Origin of the sequence: Arthrobacter sp. SO3, assembly GCF_020532825.1 — a bacterium.
Lineage (GTDB): Bacteria > Actinomycetota > Actinomycetes > Actinomycetales > Micrococcaceae > Arthrobacter.
Genome location: NZ_MQTS01000047.1, coordinates 1 through 17,968, shown reverse-complemented (window position 1 = coordinate 17,968; position 17,968 = coordinate 1). Strand labels below are relative to the sequence as shown.

The following is a 17,968-nucleotide window of genomic DNA, read 5'->3' as shown; positions in this document are numbered from 1 at the left end:
GTGCCGCCGCAACGGGGTACACAGACGGGGAGCCCCGCCTTTCGGCGGGGCTCCCCGTGGTTGGTGCAGCTAGCGGCTGCGGGTGGCGTTGTTACTCGTCACCGCGGAGGATGGCCAGCAGCCGGATGATCTCGACGTACAGCCACACCAGCGTCACGGTGAGGCCGAAGGCCGCGGTCCAGGAGAAGCGCTGCGGGGCGCCGCTGCGGACACCGGCTTCAATGCTGGTGAAGTCCATAACGAGGGAGAAGGCCGCGAGGCCGATCGCGAGCAGGCCGATGAAGACGCCCAGCGGGATGCCGAAGATCTCCACGCTTGTGCGCAGGCCGAAGGGGGAGTCGACAGCGCCGGTCCACACCATCACCATGTTGATCAGGGCGAAAACGGCGTAGCCGATGGTGGCGATCATAAAGAAGCGCATGGCCTTGGGCGTTGCCCGGACCTTGCCGTTCTTGAACAGCACGAGCGTTACGGCGAACACGGAGAGCGTGCCGATCACGGCCTGCAGGCCAACGCCCGGGTACATGCCGTCCAGGATCCGCGTCAGGCCGCCGAGGAAAAGTCCCTCGAGGGCCGCGTAGGCCAGGATCAGCGCCGGTGAGGGCTGCTTCTTGAAGGTGTTGACGAGGGCGAGGGCGAAGCCGCCCAGGGCGCCGACGATCATCAGCAGGTTGGCCAGGCCGGGTGCCACCAGGAGGGTGACAGCTGCACCGGCGACGACGGCGGCAAGGCAGGCCGTGGTCTTCATGATGACGTCGTCATAGGTCATGCGTCCCGTGTCGGCGGGACCGGCGGCGGGCCGGTTGTACATGTCCTGGAGCTGGTCCTGGGTCATGCCCTGCTGGGCGGGGTTCCAGCCGGCCTGGGTCTGGCCGTACTGGGCCTGGCCATAGCGGTTCTGGCCGTAGGGGGCCTGTCCGAAAGCCTGCGGGGCAGGCGGTGCCTGGGTTGCTCCACGGAAGTTCTTTCCGTTAAAGACTGGGTTTCCGCCAAGTGCCATTGCGGGTGTCCTCCATATAAAGGGGGTGGGTGATGATGCGGTGGTGTACGTGCCTGTAACTACACGCTACCAATTGCAACAGCCGGCGGTCAGCGTTAGTTCCCCGGGCCGGCCTGCCGCAACCCAACCGTGACCTCCCCGCCATGTTTCCATCCCGGGCGCCGCCCTGCGCATTCCGACTGTTTAGGCATACTCGGGATCAACAAAAGTTTTCTTTAGGGCGGGTAAAGCACCGTCACGTCCGGGCTTCACGGTTGTTACCCGATCGCGACGTTCTGCCTGCTCGCGACGGCATTCATTGCCCCGAACGGGCTGTAACATGGGCCAAACAGGGTGACGGATATCACAGCTCAACAGCTCCACCGCATCGCACGAGGCACCACCCCTCGTCACCCTGACCGTTCGCAGTGGTTGCAAGGGCGCAACCCACACCACCCCATGTGGAGGTTTCATTTTGAGAAGCACACCGAGAGGCCTGTCGCAGAGACGGCGCAGCAGACTGCTGAAAGCTGTGGGGGCTGTATTCGCCGCCGTAGCCGCGCTTTTGCTGATCGTCGCGCCGGCATCGCAGGCCACGAGCCCCGCGCCGACACCATCCCCGTCGGCAACCGCGTTCCAGAACAGCATCAGCGGCTTCCTGCGCGGCGACGACCGCGCCCCGATCGTTGGCGTCACCATCACGGCCACGAGCGGAGACTTCACCGGAACAGCCAAGTCCGGCGCCAACGGCGCCTGGACCATCGGGGTACCCACCCAGGGGACCTACGAGGTCAAGCTGGATGATGCCACCCTTCCGCAGGGCATCAAACTCGCCGACGGCCAGGAAAACCCGCGCAAGGTCACCTTCAGTCAGACCTCCAACCTCTCGGTGATTTTCGCCTTCGGTAAAGGCATCGTCGTCCAGCAGCAGGACTTCGGCCAGAACCTGATCAACCGGCTCGTGGCGGGACTGAGCTTCGGCCTCCTGCTCGCCCTCGCCTCCGTGGGCCTGTCGCTGATCTTCGGGACCACCGGCCTGACCAACTTCGCCCACGGCGAGATGGTCACCCTCGGCGCCGTCCTGGTTTTTGCGTTCAATGCGATGAACCTCCCGTTCTGGCTGGCCATCGTCCTCGCGCTGCTGGGCGGCGGTCTATTCGGCTACGTCCAGGACGCCGGGCTGTGGAAGCCGCTCCGGCGCCGCGGGACCGGCCTGGTTCCGATGATGATTGTCAGCATCGGCCTCGCATTGGCCGTGCGGTACGTCATCCAGTTCTTCTTCGGTGGCGCCACCCAGCAGCTGCCGTTCGCGCAGAGCGCGGAGATCCAGCTCGGCCCGATCTCCATCTCCCCGAACAACCTCTGGTCCCTCGTGATCAGCGCCGTTGTCATCGCCCTGCTCGGGATCATCCTGCTCAAGACCCGGCTCGGCAAAGCCACCCGCGCGGTCGCCGATAACCCGGCGCTGGCCGCAGCCTCGGGCATCGACGTCGACTCCGTCATCCGGATTGTCTGGGTGACCGGCGGCATGCTGGCCTCCCTCGGCGGCATCCTGTGGGCGTACTACCGGCCCGGCGTCACCTTCGACATGGGTTCGCAGATCCTGCTGCTCATCTTCGCCGGCGTCACCCTGGGCGGCCTCGGCACTGTGTGGGGTGCCCTGATCGGATCCATCATCGTCGGTATCTTCGTGGAGCTGACCACCGTGTTCGGCCTCGCCGCCGACCTCAAATACGTGGGAGCACTGTTCATCATGATTATTGTCCTTCTGATCCGGCCCCAAGGTATCTTGGGCCGGCGCGAGCGCGTGGGTTAGGAGACAGCCATGGACTTCGGATTCATATTTTCCAGTGCTGCCGGTGAACTGTTCAGCCCGACGACGGCGGCGTATGCCCTCGCCACTCTCGGCCTTGCGGTCCACTTCGGCTACTCGGGCCTGCTGAACTTCGGCCAGGCCGGCTTTATGGCGGTGGGTGCCTATGGCTTCGCCATCTCCACCCTGACGTTCGGCGTTCCCTTCTTCGTTGGTCTGCTGATCGCCGTGATCAGCTCGGCCATCTTCGCCTTGCTGCTCGGTATTCCCACTCTCCGGCTGCGGGCCGACTACCTTGCCATCGTCACGATCGCGGCGGCGGAAATTGTGCGCTACATCGTCACGACCAACCAGCTGACCGCCATCACCGGGTCGGCCAACGGCCTCGCCGCGTTCGAGGGCGACTTTTACGCCATGAACCCCTTCCCCCCGGGCACCTACATCATGGGAATGAACAACCGGGACTTCTTCATCCGGGTGGTCGCCTGGGTGGCCGTGGCCCTCTGCTGCACCCTGGTGTGGCTGCTGATGCGCAGCCCCTGGGGGCGTGTCCTCAAGGGCATCCGCGAGGACGAGAACGCCGTCCGCTCGCTCGGCAAAAACGTCTACGCCTACAAGATGCAGGCCCTGATCATCGGCGGTGTCCTCGGCGCCCTCGCCGGGATGATCTTCACCCTGCCCCGCGGCGCGGTCCAGCCCGCGAACTACGGCACCGAACTGACCTTCTTCCTCTACACCTGCCTGCTCCTCGGCGGTCTGGGCACGGTGCTGGGACCGGTCATCGGCGCCATGATCTTCTGGGTTGTGCTGTCCCTCACCCAGGGCATCCTGTATGGCCTCATCGAATCGGGCACCATCACCTGGCTGAACACGGTCCAGGCCGGGCAGCTGCGTTACATCCTGGTGGGTGTCGCGCTGATGCTGCTGATGATCTTCAGGCCCCAGGGAGTCCTCGGCAATAAGAAGGAGCTGGCGTTCGCATGAGCACGCAGAGCGAAGAAACTGGCATTAACTACATGACGGATACGCGTCCGATCGCCGCCGGGGAAGTTGCGCCCGGCTGCAAGAAGCGCGACCCGATCGTGGTGGCGGAAAATGTGACCCGCAGCTTCGGCGGCATCAACGCCGTCGACGTCGAGTACCTTGAGATCCCGCGGCACAAGATCACGGCGCTGATCGGTCCGAACGGCGCCGGCAAAACCACCCTGTTCAACCTGCTCACGGGATTCGACACGCCCAACTCGGGCAAGTGGCAGTTCGAAGGCAACAGCCTGGCCGGGGTCTCCTCGTACAAGGTTGCCCGGATGGGCATGGTCCGCACCTTCCAGCTGACCAAGGTCATGGGCAAGCTCACGGTGATGGAAAACATGCGCCTCGGCGCCTCGAACCAGGCCGGCGAGCGGCTCTCCAAGGCCCTGTTCAAAGGCATCTGGGGCGGCCAGGAGAAGAAGATCACCGCGGACGCCAACGTGCTGCTGGAGAAGTTCAAGCTGGATGCCAAGAAGGACGACTACGCAGCGTCCCTCTCCGGCGGCCAGCGCAAGCTGCTGGAAATGGCCCGCTCGCTCATGGTCCGGCCCAAGCTCGTGATGCTCGACGAGCCGATGGCGGGCGTCAACCCCGCCCTGACCCAGTCGCTGCTGGATCACATCAAGAACCTCAAGGCCGAGGGCATGACCGTCCTGTTCGTCGAACATGACATGCACATGGTCCGGCACATCGCCGACTGGGTTGTGGTGATGGCCGAGGGCAAGATTGTGGCCGAAGGCCCGCCCGCCGAGGTCATGAAGAACCCGGCCGTGATTGACGCCTACCTGGGCGCCCACCACGACGTGGATCTCGGCGATTCCGAAGGCATCAAGGAGCTCGCCGCCGAACTGGTCGCCGATGAGGAGTCGATTGTGGGCACCGAGAACGCCGGCATCATCTCGCTAGACGTCGTCGCTGCGGAATCCGACAAGACGACGGGCCCGGACGGCAACGGACCGGTGCGCGGCAGGCGCAGCGCCGACGAGCCGACCCGCGGCGAGCAGCCGCACAGCACAGAGAAGGACACACAATGAGCGCCACCAGCGCGGCACCGGCCGCCAAGCCCGTGGACGATGAGGATTCGGTCGTCAAGGTCACCGATCTGGTGGCGGGCTACATCCCCGGCGTCAACATCCTCAACGGCTGCAGCATCGAGGCCCGCAAGGGTGAGCTGATCGGCATCATCGGTCCCAACGGCGCCGGCAAGTCCACGCTGCTGAAGGCGATGTTCGGCCTGGTCAAGGTCCACTCCGGTTCCGTAGTGGTCCGCGGCCAGGACATCACCGGGCTCAAGGCCAACAAGCTGGTCAGCAAAGGCATCGGCTTTGTGCCGCAGAACAACAATGTGTTTGCGGCGCTGACCATCGAGGAGAACCTCCAGATGGGCATGTTCCAGCGCCCCAAGGACTTCGCCCAGCGCTTCGACTTCGTCACGGGCCTGTTCCCGGAACTTGGCAAGCGGCGTGCCCAGCGCGCGGGCTCGCTCTCCGGCGGCGAACGCCAGATGGTTGCGATGGGACGGGCCCTGATGATGGACCCGGCCGTGCTTCTGCTGGACGAGCCCTCCGCAGGCCTCTCCCCCGTCAAACAGGACGAGACCTTCCTCCGGGTTCACGAGATCAACCGCGCAGGCGTCTCGGTCATTATGGTCGAACAGAACGCCCGGCGCTGCCTGCAGATCTGTGACCGCGGCTATGTCCTGGACCAGGGCAAGGACGCGTACACCGGCACCGGCCGGGAGCTCATGAAGGACCCCAAGGTCATCCAGCTGTACCTGGGCACCCTGGCCGACACCGTCGAGTAATCCCGGGCAGTCCCGCACGAGCAGAAGGGCCGTCACCAGCCGGTGGCGGCCCTTCTGCGCGACCGGCGCCTGCACGGTGCGTGTCAGCGCGTGCGGCAACCGTCCGGGCGCCACCGCGGCCACACATCCTCCCCTGGCCGGCGACGACGGCGTCACGCCGGGCAGGGTTTTCGGCGGGCTACCCCTTTGTGCCCTCGAAGTCCCGGGGCCAGGGATCCAAGACCGCTCAAAATCCTGCTGTGCGTGACGCGTAGCTGGTGCGCCCTTGCTGCCGGTGCGTCGAGCGACTCCCCCGCACGCAGAAGACCCCCGTCCGGAACGGACGGGGGTCTTCTGCGGCTAGGGAAGGGCAGGCTTTACAGCTTGCCGAATTCTTCCTTGACCGGCTTGTAGGTGTTGTCATCCTGGAACTCGTAGATGCCGATGTAGGCCTCTGTCGGGTCACCGGCGTCGGAGAACGTTACGGGGCCGGACTGGCCGTCGTAGTCGATGTCCTTGCCGTTGCGGAGCAGGGTGACGCAGGAGGGGAAGTCGTTGCACTTCTCGCCGGTTTCGGAAACGTCCTTCAGGTGCGCCGCAATATCCACGCCCTTGGTGCTCTTCGCTTCCTCGGTTGCCAGGGCGATCAGGTTCACGGCATCGTAGGACTCGCCTGCGTAGCTGTAATCCTTCAGTGCGGGATCGACAGCCAGCAGCTTCTTCTTGAACTCATCCTTGGCGAAGGTGCCCGGGATGGTGCCCTGGGCGCCCTTCAGGGTGCCTGCCTGGAAGTCCTTGCTGTAGTCGGACATGTTGCCGTCCACCATGAAGAGCTGGGTGGGCTTGATGCCCTTGCCCGTCATCAGCGGAACGATGCTCTTGGCCTGGTCGAAGGTGATCAGGGCGATGGCATCCGGCTTGGCGGCGATGACCTTGTCCACCTGGCTGCTGAACTGGGAATCGCCTTCGTTGAAGAGCTCCTGGGCAACAACCTTGCCGCCGGCTGCCTCAAAGGCGGCCTGCACGTTCTTGGCCAGGCCGGTGCCGTAAGCGTCGTTCAGGACGATCATTCCGACGGTCTGTGCGCCACAGGTGGCCATGTAGTTGCCGAGGACCTTGCCCTGGAGCACATCCGAGGGGGCGGTGCGCCAGTAGAGGCCCTTGTCATCCCACGCTGTGAAGTCCGGGGAGGTGTTGGCCGGGGAGAACTGGATAACGCCCGCGCCCGTGATCTGGTTGATCACGGTCTTGGAGACGCCAGAGGATGCAGCGCCGACGATCGCGCTGACACCCTGGCCGAGGAGGGCGCTGGTGGACTGGGTGGCGATGTCGGTCTTGGTGTCACCGGAGTCGCGGTGGATGACCTCTACGGGCTTGCCCAGCACGCCGCCGGCATCGTTGATTTCCTTGATGCCAAGGTTGACACCCGCGATTTCGGGCGGGCCGAGGAAGGCCAGCGATCCGGTGGTCGGCAGCAGCGAGCCGATCTTCAGCGCGGTGTCAGTGGTGGTGGTCGATGCCGGCACGGACCCGCCGGCTCCGGCGGCAGTGGTGGCGCCGGCCGTTGCGCTGGGTGCGGGGCATGCAATGCCTGCGGCATTTGCCGAAGCGGATCCGGATCCGGTCGACGTCGGGGTGGACGAGCCGCCACAAGCCGTAGCCAGAAGGGCGACGCCGATGCTAAGCGCGGTTAGCTTAGCGATGCGGGGCGCCACCTGGGGGAGTGAAGTCATTTACAATCTCCTCGATCTAAAGGTGCGAACGGCCTTTGATGCGAAAGATCAGGTGTTCCTGATTTAACTTCAAGCTAGTGCAATTCCAGCCCGAACCAAAGTGACTACGGTCACATCCTTATAACACTCGTTGCATAGAGGAAATCTGCCCTGATTCCGGACGGGCGCCAGAAAGTGCCCCAGGTGGGACTCGAACCCACAACACGCGGATTTTAAGTCCGCTGCCGCGCTACTTTCCGGAACGGTTCAATCGCCACACTTCCCAATGTGGGCGCGGATTTTGACCTAGTCCCGTTCTCAACCAGTCCGCGCACTTTGTCACCAAAACGGCCACAATACGGCGTCTTGACGAGTTAGTTTGTTACCACTTTGTCACCAGTCGGCAGAACTTACGGATTATTTGTTACCAGTTTTGTAGCATGTCTCCCGCTTAACGACGCGCTCAAGGGCCCATAAGCACGGAAAAGCCCCAGCAACCTCTGCGGCTACCGGGGCTTCTCTGCTGGGATGGTGAGGTCAGGCCTCCTTGGTTAAGTCCTCAGGTTCCGCTGACTCCTCATCCTCAACCTCGGCAAGAACCTGCATGGCATCTTTCCAAGTGGCTTCCAGAGCCCTTCGACGGGCCTTCATGTCCTCCGAGACGTAAAGCATGCTCGTCGCCACTGTTCTATGCCCGAGGATATCTTTCAGCACGGGAAGGTTCCCGTTCGTGCTTACAGCCAACCGTGAAGCCAGCGTGTGCCTCAACTGATGGACATGGTAGTGAGTGGTGATGCCTGCTGCTTCCAGCGTCCGCTTGAACCTCAGGTTGTCCGAAGTAGCACCATAGGGCTTCTGGTTATCCGGCTGTGTGAAAACGAAGTCAAGAGCCTTGGGATCCTTGTCCTCATCCACCTCCACAGCAGGAAGCCCCAGCCGCTTGCGCTTCGCTTCCTCAGCAGCGGCGAAAGCCTTCCGCTCGGCCACCTGTGCCGACTGATGCTCCCGGAAGTATTTGACGAGGCCTTCAATGGGAATCAACGGACGGACCGCCTCACCGCCCTTGGTGCCTTCCAATAGGACCAATCCCCCACCATGCCGCTTGGTGCACCACACGCCTTCCTTACGGCCACAGGAGGGCTGGCCTTTGGCATCAGGCTCACATCCATGCTTCCAAGTCCGGGGCTTCAGACGGTTATCGATACGGAGTGCCTTCTGTCGCCAGTTCACATCATTCCAAGTGATGGCAAGGACTTCACCCTGTCGCCTGCCCAACTGAATACCAACCAGCCAGCGCAAACGACAGTAACCATTGTTGTGGTCGCAGGGGTTGGCGATGAGGTATTTGACGAACTTTTTATAGTCAGCATCGCTCATGGCCTTGCGGCGGACATCGACTTCTCTTCTCTTGAACCCCTTGATGCCAGCAGTCGGATCACTGGTGAGGTATCCACGCATGAAGCCCCACTTGAACGCCTGCTTAGCAGCAATCCAGATGATGCGCTTTCGGTCTGGTGAGAGTTTCTTGCCAGTGCGCTTGGATATGGTTTCGCTCAGGGTGTCCTGCCACGCTTCAATGTGGTGAACCCCCAGTTTGGCTACCTTGATATCCCCGATGTGGGGAACGATGTGGTCACGGACCAGCGAATCGTAATCCTTGACTGTATGAATGTCTGGCTTGCCGTGAGTCTGGGAATCGCGGTATTTGCTCATGATCCAGAGCCGCAGGACATCAAGCACTGAATCGGCTGCTGAGTTCCCGGCGTTGCCGGTTGCATGCAGGACGCGCCGTTGCTGGCTAATGAGGCTTGTCAGCCAAGCATCGGCCTGCTCATATGTTTCGAAGTTTTTGATGCGGGGCTTGGTTGTTCCGTCAGATTCAGTGATGCGGATTGAGGCCCTAAACCTGCTGCCGCTGCGCGTGATGGATCCGGTTCCCCTAGCCCGTCTAGGCAAGTCAGGCAGGGATTCATCAGGCATGGTCGACATCATACGGTAAAGCAGTGACAAAAATCCGCGTGTTTAGAAAGACGGCCTGAAGTCGCCGTTGTCCCATTTCGCGCGTGGAGGCTGCTTCTGGCGGACTTCCCGTGATGATGGCATGGCTGCTGGCTTACCTTTCAGCCACTCCTCAAACTCACTACGATTTACAGCCCATCGTCCACCGGTTTGGATGGCTCCGGGAATCCTGCCCTGCTGCAAGTACTCACGCACGGTTCCGGCTGAACGTCCCAACAGTCGGGCCATCTCATTTACATCAATGACCGCTGCTCGGGACACAGGTTCAGATCGCTCGGGAACGGATTCAGAAAGGGATTCCACAGCAAGAGGCGAAACTGGTTCCGCTGCCACAACATCACTCCCCTGCTCTTGAATATCAGGAGCTTTTACAGCCAGAAGTGTTCTCTCTCCGGAAGCATCAAACAGCGCCTGCTCCTTGAGAACCAGCGGTTCACTTTCCCCCGGTGCTACTTCGTTGGCACGCTCAACCACCATGCGCTCAACTTCGTCCGCATACTCTGTGAGCAAGGCATCAGGGTCAAGCCCGTAATCCTGCAAGATTTTACGTCTACGCTCCATAGTCCTACTGACAGTAGCCACTTCATCGAACCTGCGTTGGGACATCAGGTGCTTCTTGTCAGCAGCCAAATTCAGGAAGATCATCTTGCTGAGCTCAACGACCTGCACAGTAATTTTCATGGGTCGTGGACGTGTTGGCCTCCTGCTCATGGCAGTGTCCTGTTCCTGCGTCAGCAAGTCCCAGTCAGCCTCGGGATACATACTCATCAGATGAGCAAGACGGGCGTAGTGGCCTTGAACCGTTTCCATATACGCAGTGTCAGGGAACCCATGGGCCTCATGGAGGATGCGGTAAAACTTGCGTTCCTGCTCCAGAGCATGCTCCATCGCAGCGCTCCATTCACTGGGACTGGAATACTTGGAACCCTCAGCCTCAACTATCTTGTATGGCCTCAAGCGCCACGGGGCAAGCACAACCTGCTGCTCCTCCTCGGTGAAGCCGACACGCTCCGCCACGGTCAGGCAATCGATCCATAACTGATGCCGTCGCCGCTTCAAATCCTCATCATTCACGGCCCCATCCTATGAGGAAGATCATCCCTATTGCCGCCCGAACAGCGGGAACTGCCAGCCAGTGGGCCTCAGGCTGACCATTGTTGTCATCACCGTGTTCTGTTCAAACAGGTCAAGGCCGGTCATCGCCTCGGGAGGCAGGGTGGCAATCCTGTCCAGCAGTTCATCAAGGGTCCGGTAGCCGGAGAGCCAGCGCATGAGTTTCTTGGATATCTGGACGGGAATCCCATACTCCTCCAAAGTCAGGAGCAGGTGGGGTTGGAAGCCGTCCTCCATCCGGGAAGCAAACGCCCCATATTTGCCGGGCGTGATGCCCCGTCGAGTAAAAACTTCGTCAGCAATCCGGTCAACAGCACGAACCAACGTAGGAAGGTTGTGATCTATCCAGAACCTCATGAAATCAAAGGCTTTATCAACCTTGTCATCGTGGGTTTCACCGCCGTCGTATTGGGGGTTCGGCTCCGTGAAGCGGTCCATCACAAGGCGGAGGTTTCCCTCGGCACCGGCAACCCTGAAGGTGAAAAGAGCCAACTGGGAAGCGGACACAGCACCATGGCTGGATGCACCATCGGGAGGAATGTAATCCCAAATCAGTTCCATCAGTGGAATCAACTGGCTGCGGTTCGGATACGCCGTGGTCCACGTCAGGTCCCGGGTCCGTGAAACTGGCAACTGCTGCAGGTATCCAGCCAAGCGAATCTGAGCGTCAAGAGGAACACCCTGATTCGCCTTCATGGTTTCCTGACTCAACACCCGCTGGGAGAGGACATCAGCCAGCCGTTCGTTCGTGCGTTCTGTCCGGTCCTCAGCCTCAATGGAAAGCAGCAGGGATGTAGGTGCGTCGTCACTCTGGCTCAGCCCCGGAATGTCCACCGCGTTGACCTCGGCCTCAGGTGCATCGTGGAAAAGAAAGATGTCGCCTACGAAGTGCTTGAACATCCGTCCTCCTCGGCCCCGAATGTTCATGAAAGTAAAGAAGTTGTACGCGCGGTTGGCAAGAGTGCGGTCGAGAATAATGACGTTCTTCGCAGTCGTGTTCACACCCTCAATAAGCGTGTTGTTGCATACCAGCACGCCAAGCCTGCGGTCATTGAATCCAGAGACAACCTTGTGAGCCAACCAGCGTGGCAAACGTCCATGATGGGAACCGATACCCTTCCGCAGAGCCTTGGGTAGCGCCCAGTTCTCGTTGTATTCGCGTTCCAGCCAGTCAGCATCTTCAGGCATCCCGGCCCCGTAGACTGCGTTCTCATCCTCGGTCAGCCAGCCAACTACTTCCCGGACACGCTTGGGGCTGCGGCAGTAAATCATTGTCCCGCCAGTCATGGTGGATGCCAGCAACTTCACCATCTCTTTACGCTGATCAGCGTTAGCGGATCTTAGCCTGTGCACGTTCGCTGCTACGGTGGAAAAATCCGTAACCCGAAGAGTCCGCTGCACATTTACAGGCACCATGGCGCTCAACTCATGGATATTCGGACCAGCAAGATAGAACTGAGCACCGGTTTTCATGAGTTGGTAAAGGGCTTGGTTCAGGAGCGCTGCACGGCCACTTATTTTGCCTCCGCTGCGCTCATCTAGTTTGTAAAATTCATCCATGAAAAACAGATCAGGACGGGGCGGATCTTCGAGAGCAAGGTAGCGTTCCTGCGTGAGGATGAAGAGGTTGCGCTCTGCGTAGGACTGGCCGGGGTGCGTATATATCTTGTGGCCCGTTTGCCTGTCGCTCAATCGCCGCCTCGTCTCATCAATCAGCGCGATGGTCGGCACAATGAGCACTACATTGTCATAGCGCCCCGAGGCAACCAGAGCATCAACAATCAGTGATTTGCCAAAGGATGTGGGCGCGGACAGGATGACGTTCCGACCCTCCATCAAATCCAGATACACTGCTGCCTGAATGCTGGAAAAAACTACGCCATCCAGATTGTCCGGGCGATGCATTTCCACGGCCAAAGCATCCGTGAGGGTCAGGCCTTCCTGCTCCATGTAGGGATACAGGCCGAACTCCCGCGCCAGTGCCATCAGCAGCGGTTTCACAGTAGAGAACTGCTCAGCCTTGTCCAGCGCCCGTACCACCAGTTCCCGGAGTTCAGGCGTATGGCCATGAGCAGCGGTAAGGGTAGTGATGGAATGCAACAGGCCAAAGGGGTTCGGAACAGGATTCTGGGAATTCAGGACATCCTTGATGCCAGTCAGAGTTGCTGCCATGCTTTCAGCCTCCTATCGAACTCGGCTTGCAACATTTCTTTGGTAGCAAGGGGCATAAGAATCAGATGAACGCTGATGCTGGCCGGAAGGTTTCGGTCTGCGATGCGCTTCTGGAATCCTGAATACTGATGCTGAACAAATTCAGCCATCTCGGCTACATATTCAGCAGTGTGCGTACGATGCCGTTGAGTTATTTCACTATCAAAAGTTATGAACACGGGTATGACTATGCGCTTGAAAACTTCATCGAGCGAGACACTTTCGTCCAGCAGTTTGGTCAGTTGCTCAGCGTGTTCCCAGTCAGGTTCAATCTTGTCAGTGATGGCAGCGAACTCGGTTCGCAGGTAGTCAGTTGCTAGATGGAGTTCCAGTTCTTCGAGCACATCGCGGACACCGCGGGCCGAATCCTTGTAAAACTTGGACTCGCCCAACCACAGTTCCAGTTCGGTTTCGCCAGCCTCGTTTTCGGTTGGGACCACGAAAATACCGTCGAAACCCTTCACAGTGTCGTTGGGAGCATCCTTGAAAAAGATGCGGCTGATGGCTCTGTCAGCGCCCATGAACTTTCGGAGAATCATGTGGAGCAGGAGTTCGCCGAGTTCCCCGCGATGCTCATACTTCTCACTGATGTAAATCCGCTTCAAGGCTTTGGCAGCGAGGTCCATCATGTTGTGGCCTCCCAAGTCCCTGATTTCGGATTTTTTCAGGATCCAGTCAGGTGCCCAGCGGATGAAATCACCGACCAGTTGCTTGTAGCGCCACTCTTGGCTTTCGTAGCCAGCGCACACGCCAAGCAAGCGGACATCTGTTTCGACATCCGAGATGATGACATCCAAAACGGTGCTCGGGTGCGATGGCCCTGCCACTGGTCCCCCCCATATATACGGCGCTATTGCTGATCCTCACCATACTTGCGCTCGGTGAGGTTTCCGGACAGGACGTACCAGTTGCCATGGGTTGCGCCGGAGAACAGCCTTGTATGACGCACGACAAGGCACCGCCCTCCGAAGAGAAGCGCGGCCAGATGCCTGCTGGGAGGCGTTGCGCGCCGCTTTAAGGCCCTAGGAGCATTGGTTAGCCATGAAAGCCAGTGGTGGCCCTCTTTCAAGGCCGGTAGCAGTTAATCTGTCGGCATCCTTGCCTGTGTAGCTCCGGCAATAAGTTTCAGTAAAAAAGAAAGGTTGCTTGCGCCCCCGGGAAGCACACGCCCCTTACCCTTCAATCAGGCATTGACGGTAAGCCTCAGCGCGGGCGGAGGATAAACAGCGAACCTCGCAGCTGACAACAGAATTCTTATCCTCGTAGGCAGCCCTATTTTGCCAAATTTTACGGCCAGCATCCAATCAGACGGGTGAGTATATTTATCCCACTGGATCAAGGCTTGATGATCGCAGCTTGGGTCGAAGGATCGCATCCCGAATATCGGCTATCACCCATCAATTACTTATGAGGTGCTATTCCTCAGCCATACCATAAACAGAGGTATGCTTCAGCAAAGTTTGTCGCATTACTTATAAGGAACAGGTGTCAACAGTGAATGCCATGAACCCACGGTTCAATCCTGAGGGCGCATCCATCGAGGGCGTCTTCCATAGAATCCGGTTAGTGCCAGTCCTCTCGGAAAAACGGCACATCTCTGAAATAACTGATAACGCGTACTGGGGCGCCTACAACGACTTCACTTGGCAGGATCTCGCTCTGAACCCGCCCGTGACTGTTGGGGTGAGCGAGACGGAAGAGCAGGACGGGGAGATTTGGTTCACCTTCCGCACTGCTGAACCAATGGATGCCATAGGCTTCGTTGCCCGAATCGCTGACCGTTTCATTACGCTCAATGTTATTCATGACTACGAATTGATGGAACGCGAACTGTTCGGCAGATTGTGGTACCGGAACGGCCTTATATACAAGCAATGTCATCTGACACCGCTTCAGCCGTTCCTACGGGGAATCTAGGTTACGGTACGAAATAGCGGGTGGTTACTCACACTATGGGGGAGCGTCCAGCCGCCTTGTTATGCGGCAAGCGTTCCTAGGGCACACCGGCTCTCAGGAACAATCAGGGGCATCCGTCGGCCCTTGTAATCATTTAAGGGGCCCACACGGGCGTACAGCATGAAGGCAGCCGGACGAAAGAACCCCGGCTCGTAGATACAGGAGCCGGGGTTCTTTGCTTATTCGGTTATGGGGTCAAGCGGAAGCTAAGAGGCGCCCTTTACGAGGAACGGGTCGTTGTCGCGGTAGGCGGCGAGGATCGATTCCGCAATACGGCCACGAGAGTTGAGCACGATGCCGTTCTTCTCGGCCCAAGCGCGGACGGCCTGCAGTTCCTCCTTCTTACCACGGGCAGAACCGGAGGAACTCGTGCTGGCAGAGCGGCCGCGGCCACGACCGGAACCCGACATGCGCGTTGCGTGGTCCGCAAAGCGCTCAATGGCAAGTCGCAATTTTTCGTAGTTCTCATCGCTGAGATCGATGCTCCAGTCGGTTCCTTCGAACGAGAACTGAACCCCGTGATGGGTCGCCTCGCTGCCATCGAGGTCATCTGTAAATCGTTCTACTACTTCGCGTGCCATTTTGGGGGTCTCCTGCTGGTCTGGTATAAGAAACGACGATGGTGATAAGTCGCTAAATAGGATATCAAATCCAGTATGGGAGCGATTGTTTCCAAATGTCAATTCTTAGCCCTCCATATATGAAACAATTATTGCCAAAGTCGCACGCTCACGCTCGCCTTCTTGTGGCTGCTCTGGTCGTAGGTCAACAATGATTTAAGACTCTTGTGGCGACTAGTCTTGGAAATCTGGACGGAATCAAGGCCGCGCTCAAATCCTATACTTATCATCGTGTGTCGACCTGAGTGCGAACTGATCGTCTGTAGGCCCGCAGTTTCAAGGCCCGCACGAGACGCACAGCGCAACAAGCATGTTGTCACTGCTTCCCTTGTGATGCCATGCGCCACGCCATCAGCGTTCAGGTGAGCCACGTTGCCACCCTTGCGGAAACCAAGAAATAGCGATTCATCAGCAACAGGATAAGTCTCACGCCACTTCAGCCACTCTTTCAGGGCTTTCGTAAAGTCGAAGGAGACTAAATGCGGGGCCAGCGCTGCAACATAGATCTGTTCCCCCCGCCCGAACTGGTCAGTCTTACTGTTCCTGATTTTTATGTTCACACCGCGATCCCCGTCAATCTCGAGGTCAGTGGTTCGCAGCGCAACCACTTCCGAACTCCTGAGCCCCGCATTCACGAGCAGGAGCAACATAGCGCGGTCGGCCACAGATTGGGCTGTTCCCTCCACCGCGCAAGCGAGCGACATGGCGTTGATCTCAAGTTGGTCGAAGTGCCGGGGCTTCTTGACGACAGTTTCCCCCTGCTGGGCCAGAGTGCGCCGGAAACTACTGAGGGCCGACTTGATGTGCGGATGCGTGAATGAGATATCGCTGGTACCGGGCAACAGGTTGCAGTTGTCGCTGTGGACTGCCCTGATAGCACTGACGGACTGCTCGATCTTACCGACCTTGTGGCCTTGAGCCGCCAGATGGCTGATGTAAAGAATCAGCGTCGGCACGGCGCAAGGAAAAGGTACGAACCCATGGCCGGTGTCATCCTGCTGAGCCCCGCACCACTCGACGAACTGTCTCCATTGGGTTTCGTAAGCGCTACGAGTGTTTTTGCTTCGTGAGTTCGCCAGATGATAAGCAATCGCATCTTTTTCCGAGACCGTCAACGCACGGTCGGTGAATAATCCCAGTGATTCTGTAAGAACAGTAGAACTGGGTGCGGGAGGAGCGTCCTCAATTTGGGCAATCGTATTCATGGGATGAACTATAACTCGATAGGCCGACAATATGGAGGCATATTCAATGCTCTAGGAACCTCGAGGTTCGATACGAGGTACTCCAGCACAGAAAGTTAGCGGGTGGGCGCGAGTAAGAAGTTGGAGAGTTCCATAGGTCTTTCCGCCTACTGTTCCAAAGAGTGTTCCAGTCGTGAGGGCCTCCCCACGGTTGCGTCCCCCGTGATGGCGGTTAGCTTGCCCCATATTCACATGAACCACTCACATATTCTGAATCAATATATGTGCGGCCATTTGATTGTCAGTGCTTCGAGATACGCTCCTTATCAAGAAGCCAGTAAGAATGTCCACAGGAGTAGACGCATCAGCACGATATTCGACCTTCCCGAAACACAGCTCACCCGGCGCGGTCATGTTTTCTATGGCGATGAACTGAAAACCATTCCGTCGCTCTATGAGACCGAGGAAGTCCCCGCTGACGACAAGGTCATCGTGGCCCGCTTCTTCGGTGGCTCGGGCACATGGTTGATTGCTGAACTTGATCCTGAAACCGGCACAGCCTTCGGATGCTGCAGTCTAGGGCTTGGGTTCCAAGAGTGGGGATATGTCTCACTCCTCGAATTGGAATCATTGAATATCCACAACGGGCTCGTCATCATAGAACGCGACCTTGACTTCACGCCCATCCGTCTATGTGACATCCAGCGCTAGGGGCAGAGTCGATGGCGCAGCGCCCCGACAACACTGAATGCACTCAGGACCGCCAGCCAGAACTCGAGGCAGGCTTCCTAGAACTGCTGGGCTCATTCGGGGCAGATGCAAGCATTGATGACCTTGCTGAGTCGCTGGTTCCCGTGGTGAATAGGGCCAAGGATCCGCACGGGTGGGGATAGGCGTCGGACGCACCACAGCAAGCAACAAACCACCCCGGCGCCCTATGTATGGTTCCGGGGCAGTCGCATGTAGTCAGTCATTTGCAGGCACTTGCGAGGACCCTCAGCCCCTTAGGACCACATGCCAGCATCCGGGCGAGCAACACCCTCGGCATCAACAATCAAACGCGTTGTGCTGCGCAACAGGACCAAAGATTCTAAGCGATCAAGCACGGCAGGATCAGCCCCGTCATGTCCGAAATCACGAAGGGTGTTGGCAAGGACCGCCCTGTAGGCATCGCTGAGAACGGCAGGACTACGGTTGCTCATGGACAGGGCATCCTCCACGACCCCAATGGCATACACGGCCAATTCATCACTGGCGGATCCTGCTGAGCGGACGAGCAGTTTCAGCATCTCTGCTACAACGGCCTGATTAGCGGCTTGGCTGCGGTCAGCACTCGTGGACTGAGGATCGGCAACGAGGTATGCGAACTGGGCTTTGAGGCCGTCACGATCAGGGTTCTCAACAAAGTAGAAGGTTTCACCATCGGAATCTTGGATGGCCGTATAGCCAAAGTTGAACAGGGTTCCGTACTCAGGGCTCCTGACATGGTCACATATTCGGTGTGATGTCAGTGGCGGTTTTTGATGCCGAACTGCAGTACCAGGCTGGT

15 protein-coding genes are annotated in these 17,968 nt (G+C 58.9%); 6 read left to right on the top strand and 9 right to left on the bottom strand.

All coding sequences use genetic code 11. The features are described from left to right. Positions 1–91: 91 nt before the first annotated feature. Positions 92–1,000: a Bax inhibitor-1/YccA family membrane protein gene (locus tag BJQ90_RS05420; protein ID WP_226759285.1), complete on the bottom strand. Its 909-nt coding sequence runs from the start codon at positions 998–1,000 to the stop codon at positions 92–94. A 511-nt stretch (positions 1,001–1,511) separates the two neighbouring features. Here BJQ90_RS05420 and BJQ90_RS05415 point away from each other — a divergent pair. Genes BJQ90_RS05415 through BJQ90_RS05400 form a run of 4 tightly spaced genes read left to right on the top strand, consistent with a single transcriptional unit; the run spans position 1,512 to position 5,625 of the window. After that, positions 1,512–2,795: a branched-chain amino acid ABC transporter permease gene (locus tag BJQ90_RS05415; RefSeq protein ID WP_226759284.1), complete on the top strand. Its 1,284-nt coding sequence runs from the start codon at positions 1,512–1,514 to the stop codon at positions 2,793–2,795. 9 nt (positions 2,796–2,804) lie between these two features. Beyond that, complete coding sequence (locus BJQ90_RS05410; protein WP_226759283.1) at positions 2,805–3,776, top strand: branched-chain amino acid ABC transporter permease; 972 nt, start codon at positions 2,805–2,807, stop codon at positions 3,774–3,776. Then, positions 3,773–4,855: an ABC transporter ATP-binding protein gene (locus BJQ90_RS05405; protein WP_226759282.1), complete on the top strand. Its 1,083-nt coding sequence runs from the start codon at positions 3,773–3,775 to the stop codon at positions 4,853–4,855. Before BJQ90_RS05410 ends, BJQ90_RS05405 begins: the two co-directional genes overlap by 4 nt. Continuing rightward, positions 4,852–5,625, top strand: coding sequence for an ABC transporter ATP-binding protein (locus BJQ90_RS05400; RefSeq protein ID WP_226759281.1), 774 nt, complete (start codon positions 4,852–4,854; stop codon positions 5,623–5,625). Before BJQ90_RS05405 ends, BJQ90_RS05400 begins: the two co-directional genes overlap by 4 nt. A 356-nt stretch (positions 5,626–5,981) precedes the next feature. Here BJQ90_RS05400 and BJQ90_RS05395 read toward each other — a convergent pair whose 3' ends face one another. The 5 genes from BJQ90_RS05395 to BJQ90_RS05375 all read right to left on the bottom strand — a co-directional run bounded on the left by BJQ90_RS05395 (position 5,982) and on the right by BJQ90_RS05375 (position 13,456). Then, the gene (locus BJQ90_RS05395; RefSeq protein WP_226759280.1) at positions 5,982–7,337 is read right to left on the bottom strand and encodes an ABC transporter substrate-binding protein; all 1,356 of its coding nucleotides are present in this window, start codon (positions 7,335–7,337) and stop codon (positions 5,982–5,984) included. Positions 7,338–7,853: 516 nt separating this feature from the next. Beyond that, positions 7,854–9,296, bottom strand: a complete 1,443-nt coding sequence (locus tag BJQ90_RS05390; RefSeq protein WP_226759279.1) for a tyrosine-type recombinase/integrase — start codon at positions 9,294–9,296, stop codon at positions 7,854–7,856. Between the two features lie 42 nt (positions 9,297–9,338). Continuing rightward, entirely contained in the window at positions 9,339–10,409 is a 1,071-nt protein-coding gene (locus tag BJQ90_RS22675) for a helix-turn-helix domain-containing protein (protein WP_226759278.1), read from the bottom strand. 27 nt (positions 10,410–10,436) lie between these two features. Further along, the gene (locus BJQ90_RS05380) at positions 10,437–12,620 is read right to left on the bottom strand and encodes a DEAD/DEAH box helicase (RefSeq protein ID WP_226759277.1); all 2,184 of its coding nucleotides are present in this window, start codon (positions 12,618–12,620) and stop codon (positions 10,437–10,439) included. Then, positions 12,605–13,456: a DUF1837 domain-containing protein gene (locus BJQ90_RS05375; RefSeq protein WP_226759276.1), complete on the bottom strand. Its 852-nt coding sequence runs from the start codon at positions 13,454–13,456 to the stop codon at positions 12,605–12,607. Before BJQ90_RS05375 ends, BJQ90_RS05380 begins: the two co-directional genes overlap by 16 nt. A 697-nt stretch (positions 13,457–14,153) precedes the next feature. Here BJQ90_RS05375 and BJQ90_RS05370 point away from each other — a divergent pair. Beyond that, a complete protein-coding gene (locus tag BJQ90_RS05370; RefSeq protein WP_226759275.1) occupies positions 14,154–14,576 on the top strand; it encodes a hypothetical protein in 423 nt (140 codons plus the stop codon). A gap of 245 nt (positions 14,577–14,821) precedes the next feature. On the opposite strand, the gene BJQ90_RS05365 is transcribed toward BJQ90_RS05370, so the two are convergent. Then, positions 14,822–15,196: a histone-like nucleoid-structuring protein Lsr2 gene (locus tag BJQ90_RS05365; protein ID WP_226759274.1), complete on the bottom strand. Its 375-nt coding sequence runs from the start codon at positions 15,194–15,196 to the stop codon at positions 14,822–14,824. A 128-nt stretch (positions 15,197–15,324) separates the two neighbouring features. Further along, positions 15,325–16,440 (bottom strand): tyrosine-type recombinase/integrase, encoded by a 1,116-nt coding sequence (locus BJQ90_RS05360; protein WP_226759273.1) that lies wholly within the window; start codon positions 16,438–16,440, stop codon positions 15,325–15,327. A gap of 231 nt (positions 16,441–16,671) precedes the next feature. Here BJQ90_RS05360 and BJQ90_RS05355 point away from each other — a divergent pair, with 231 nt between their 5' ends. Then, positions 16,672–17,130: a DUF2958 domain-containing protein gene (locus tag BJQ90_RS05355; RefSeq protein WP_226759272.1), complete on the top strand. Its 459-nt coding sequence runs from the start codon at positions 16,672–16,674 to the stop codon at positions 17,128–17,130. 293 nt (positions 17,131–17,423) lie between these two features. Here the strand turns inward: BJQ90_RS05355 and BJQ90_RS05350 are convergent. Further along, positions 17,424–17,968, bottom strand: a 545-nt coding sequence (locus tag BJQ90_RS05350; RefSeq protein WP_226759271.1) for a hypothetical protein, incomplete at its 5' end; no start/stop codon positions are given.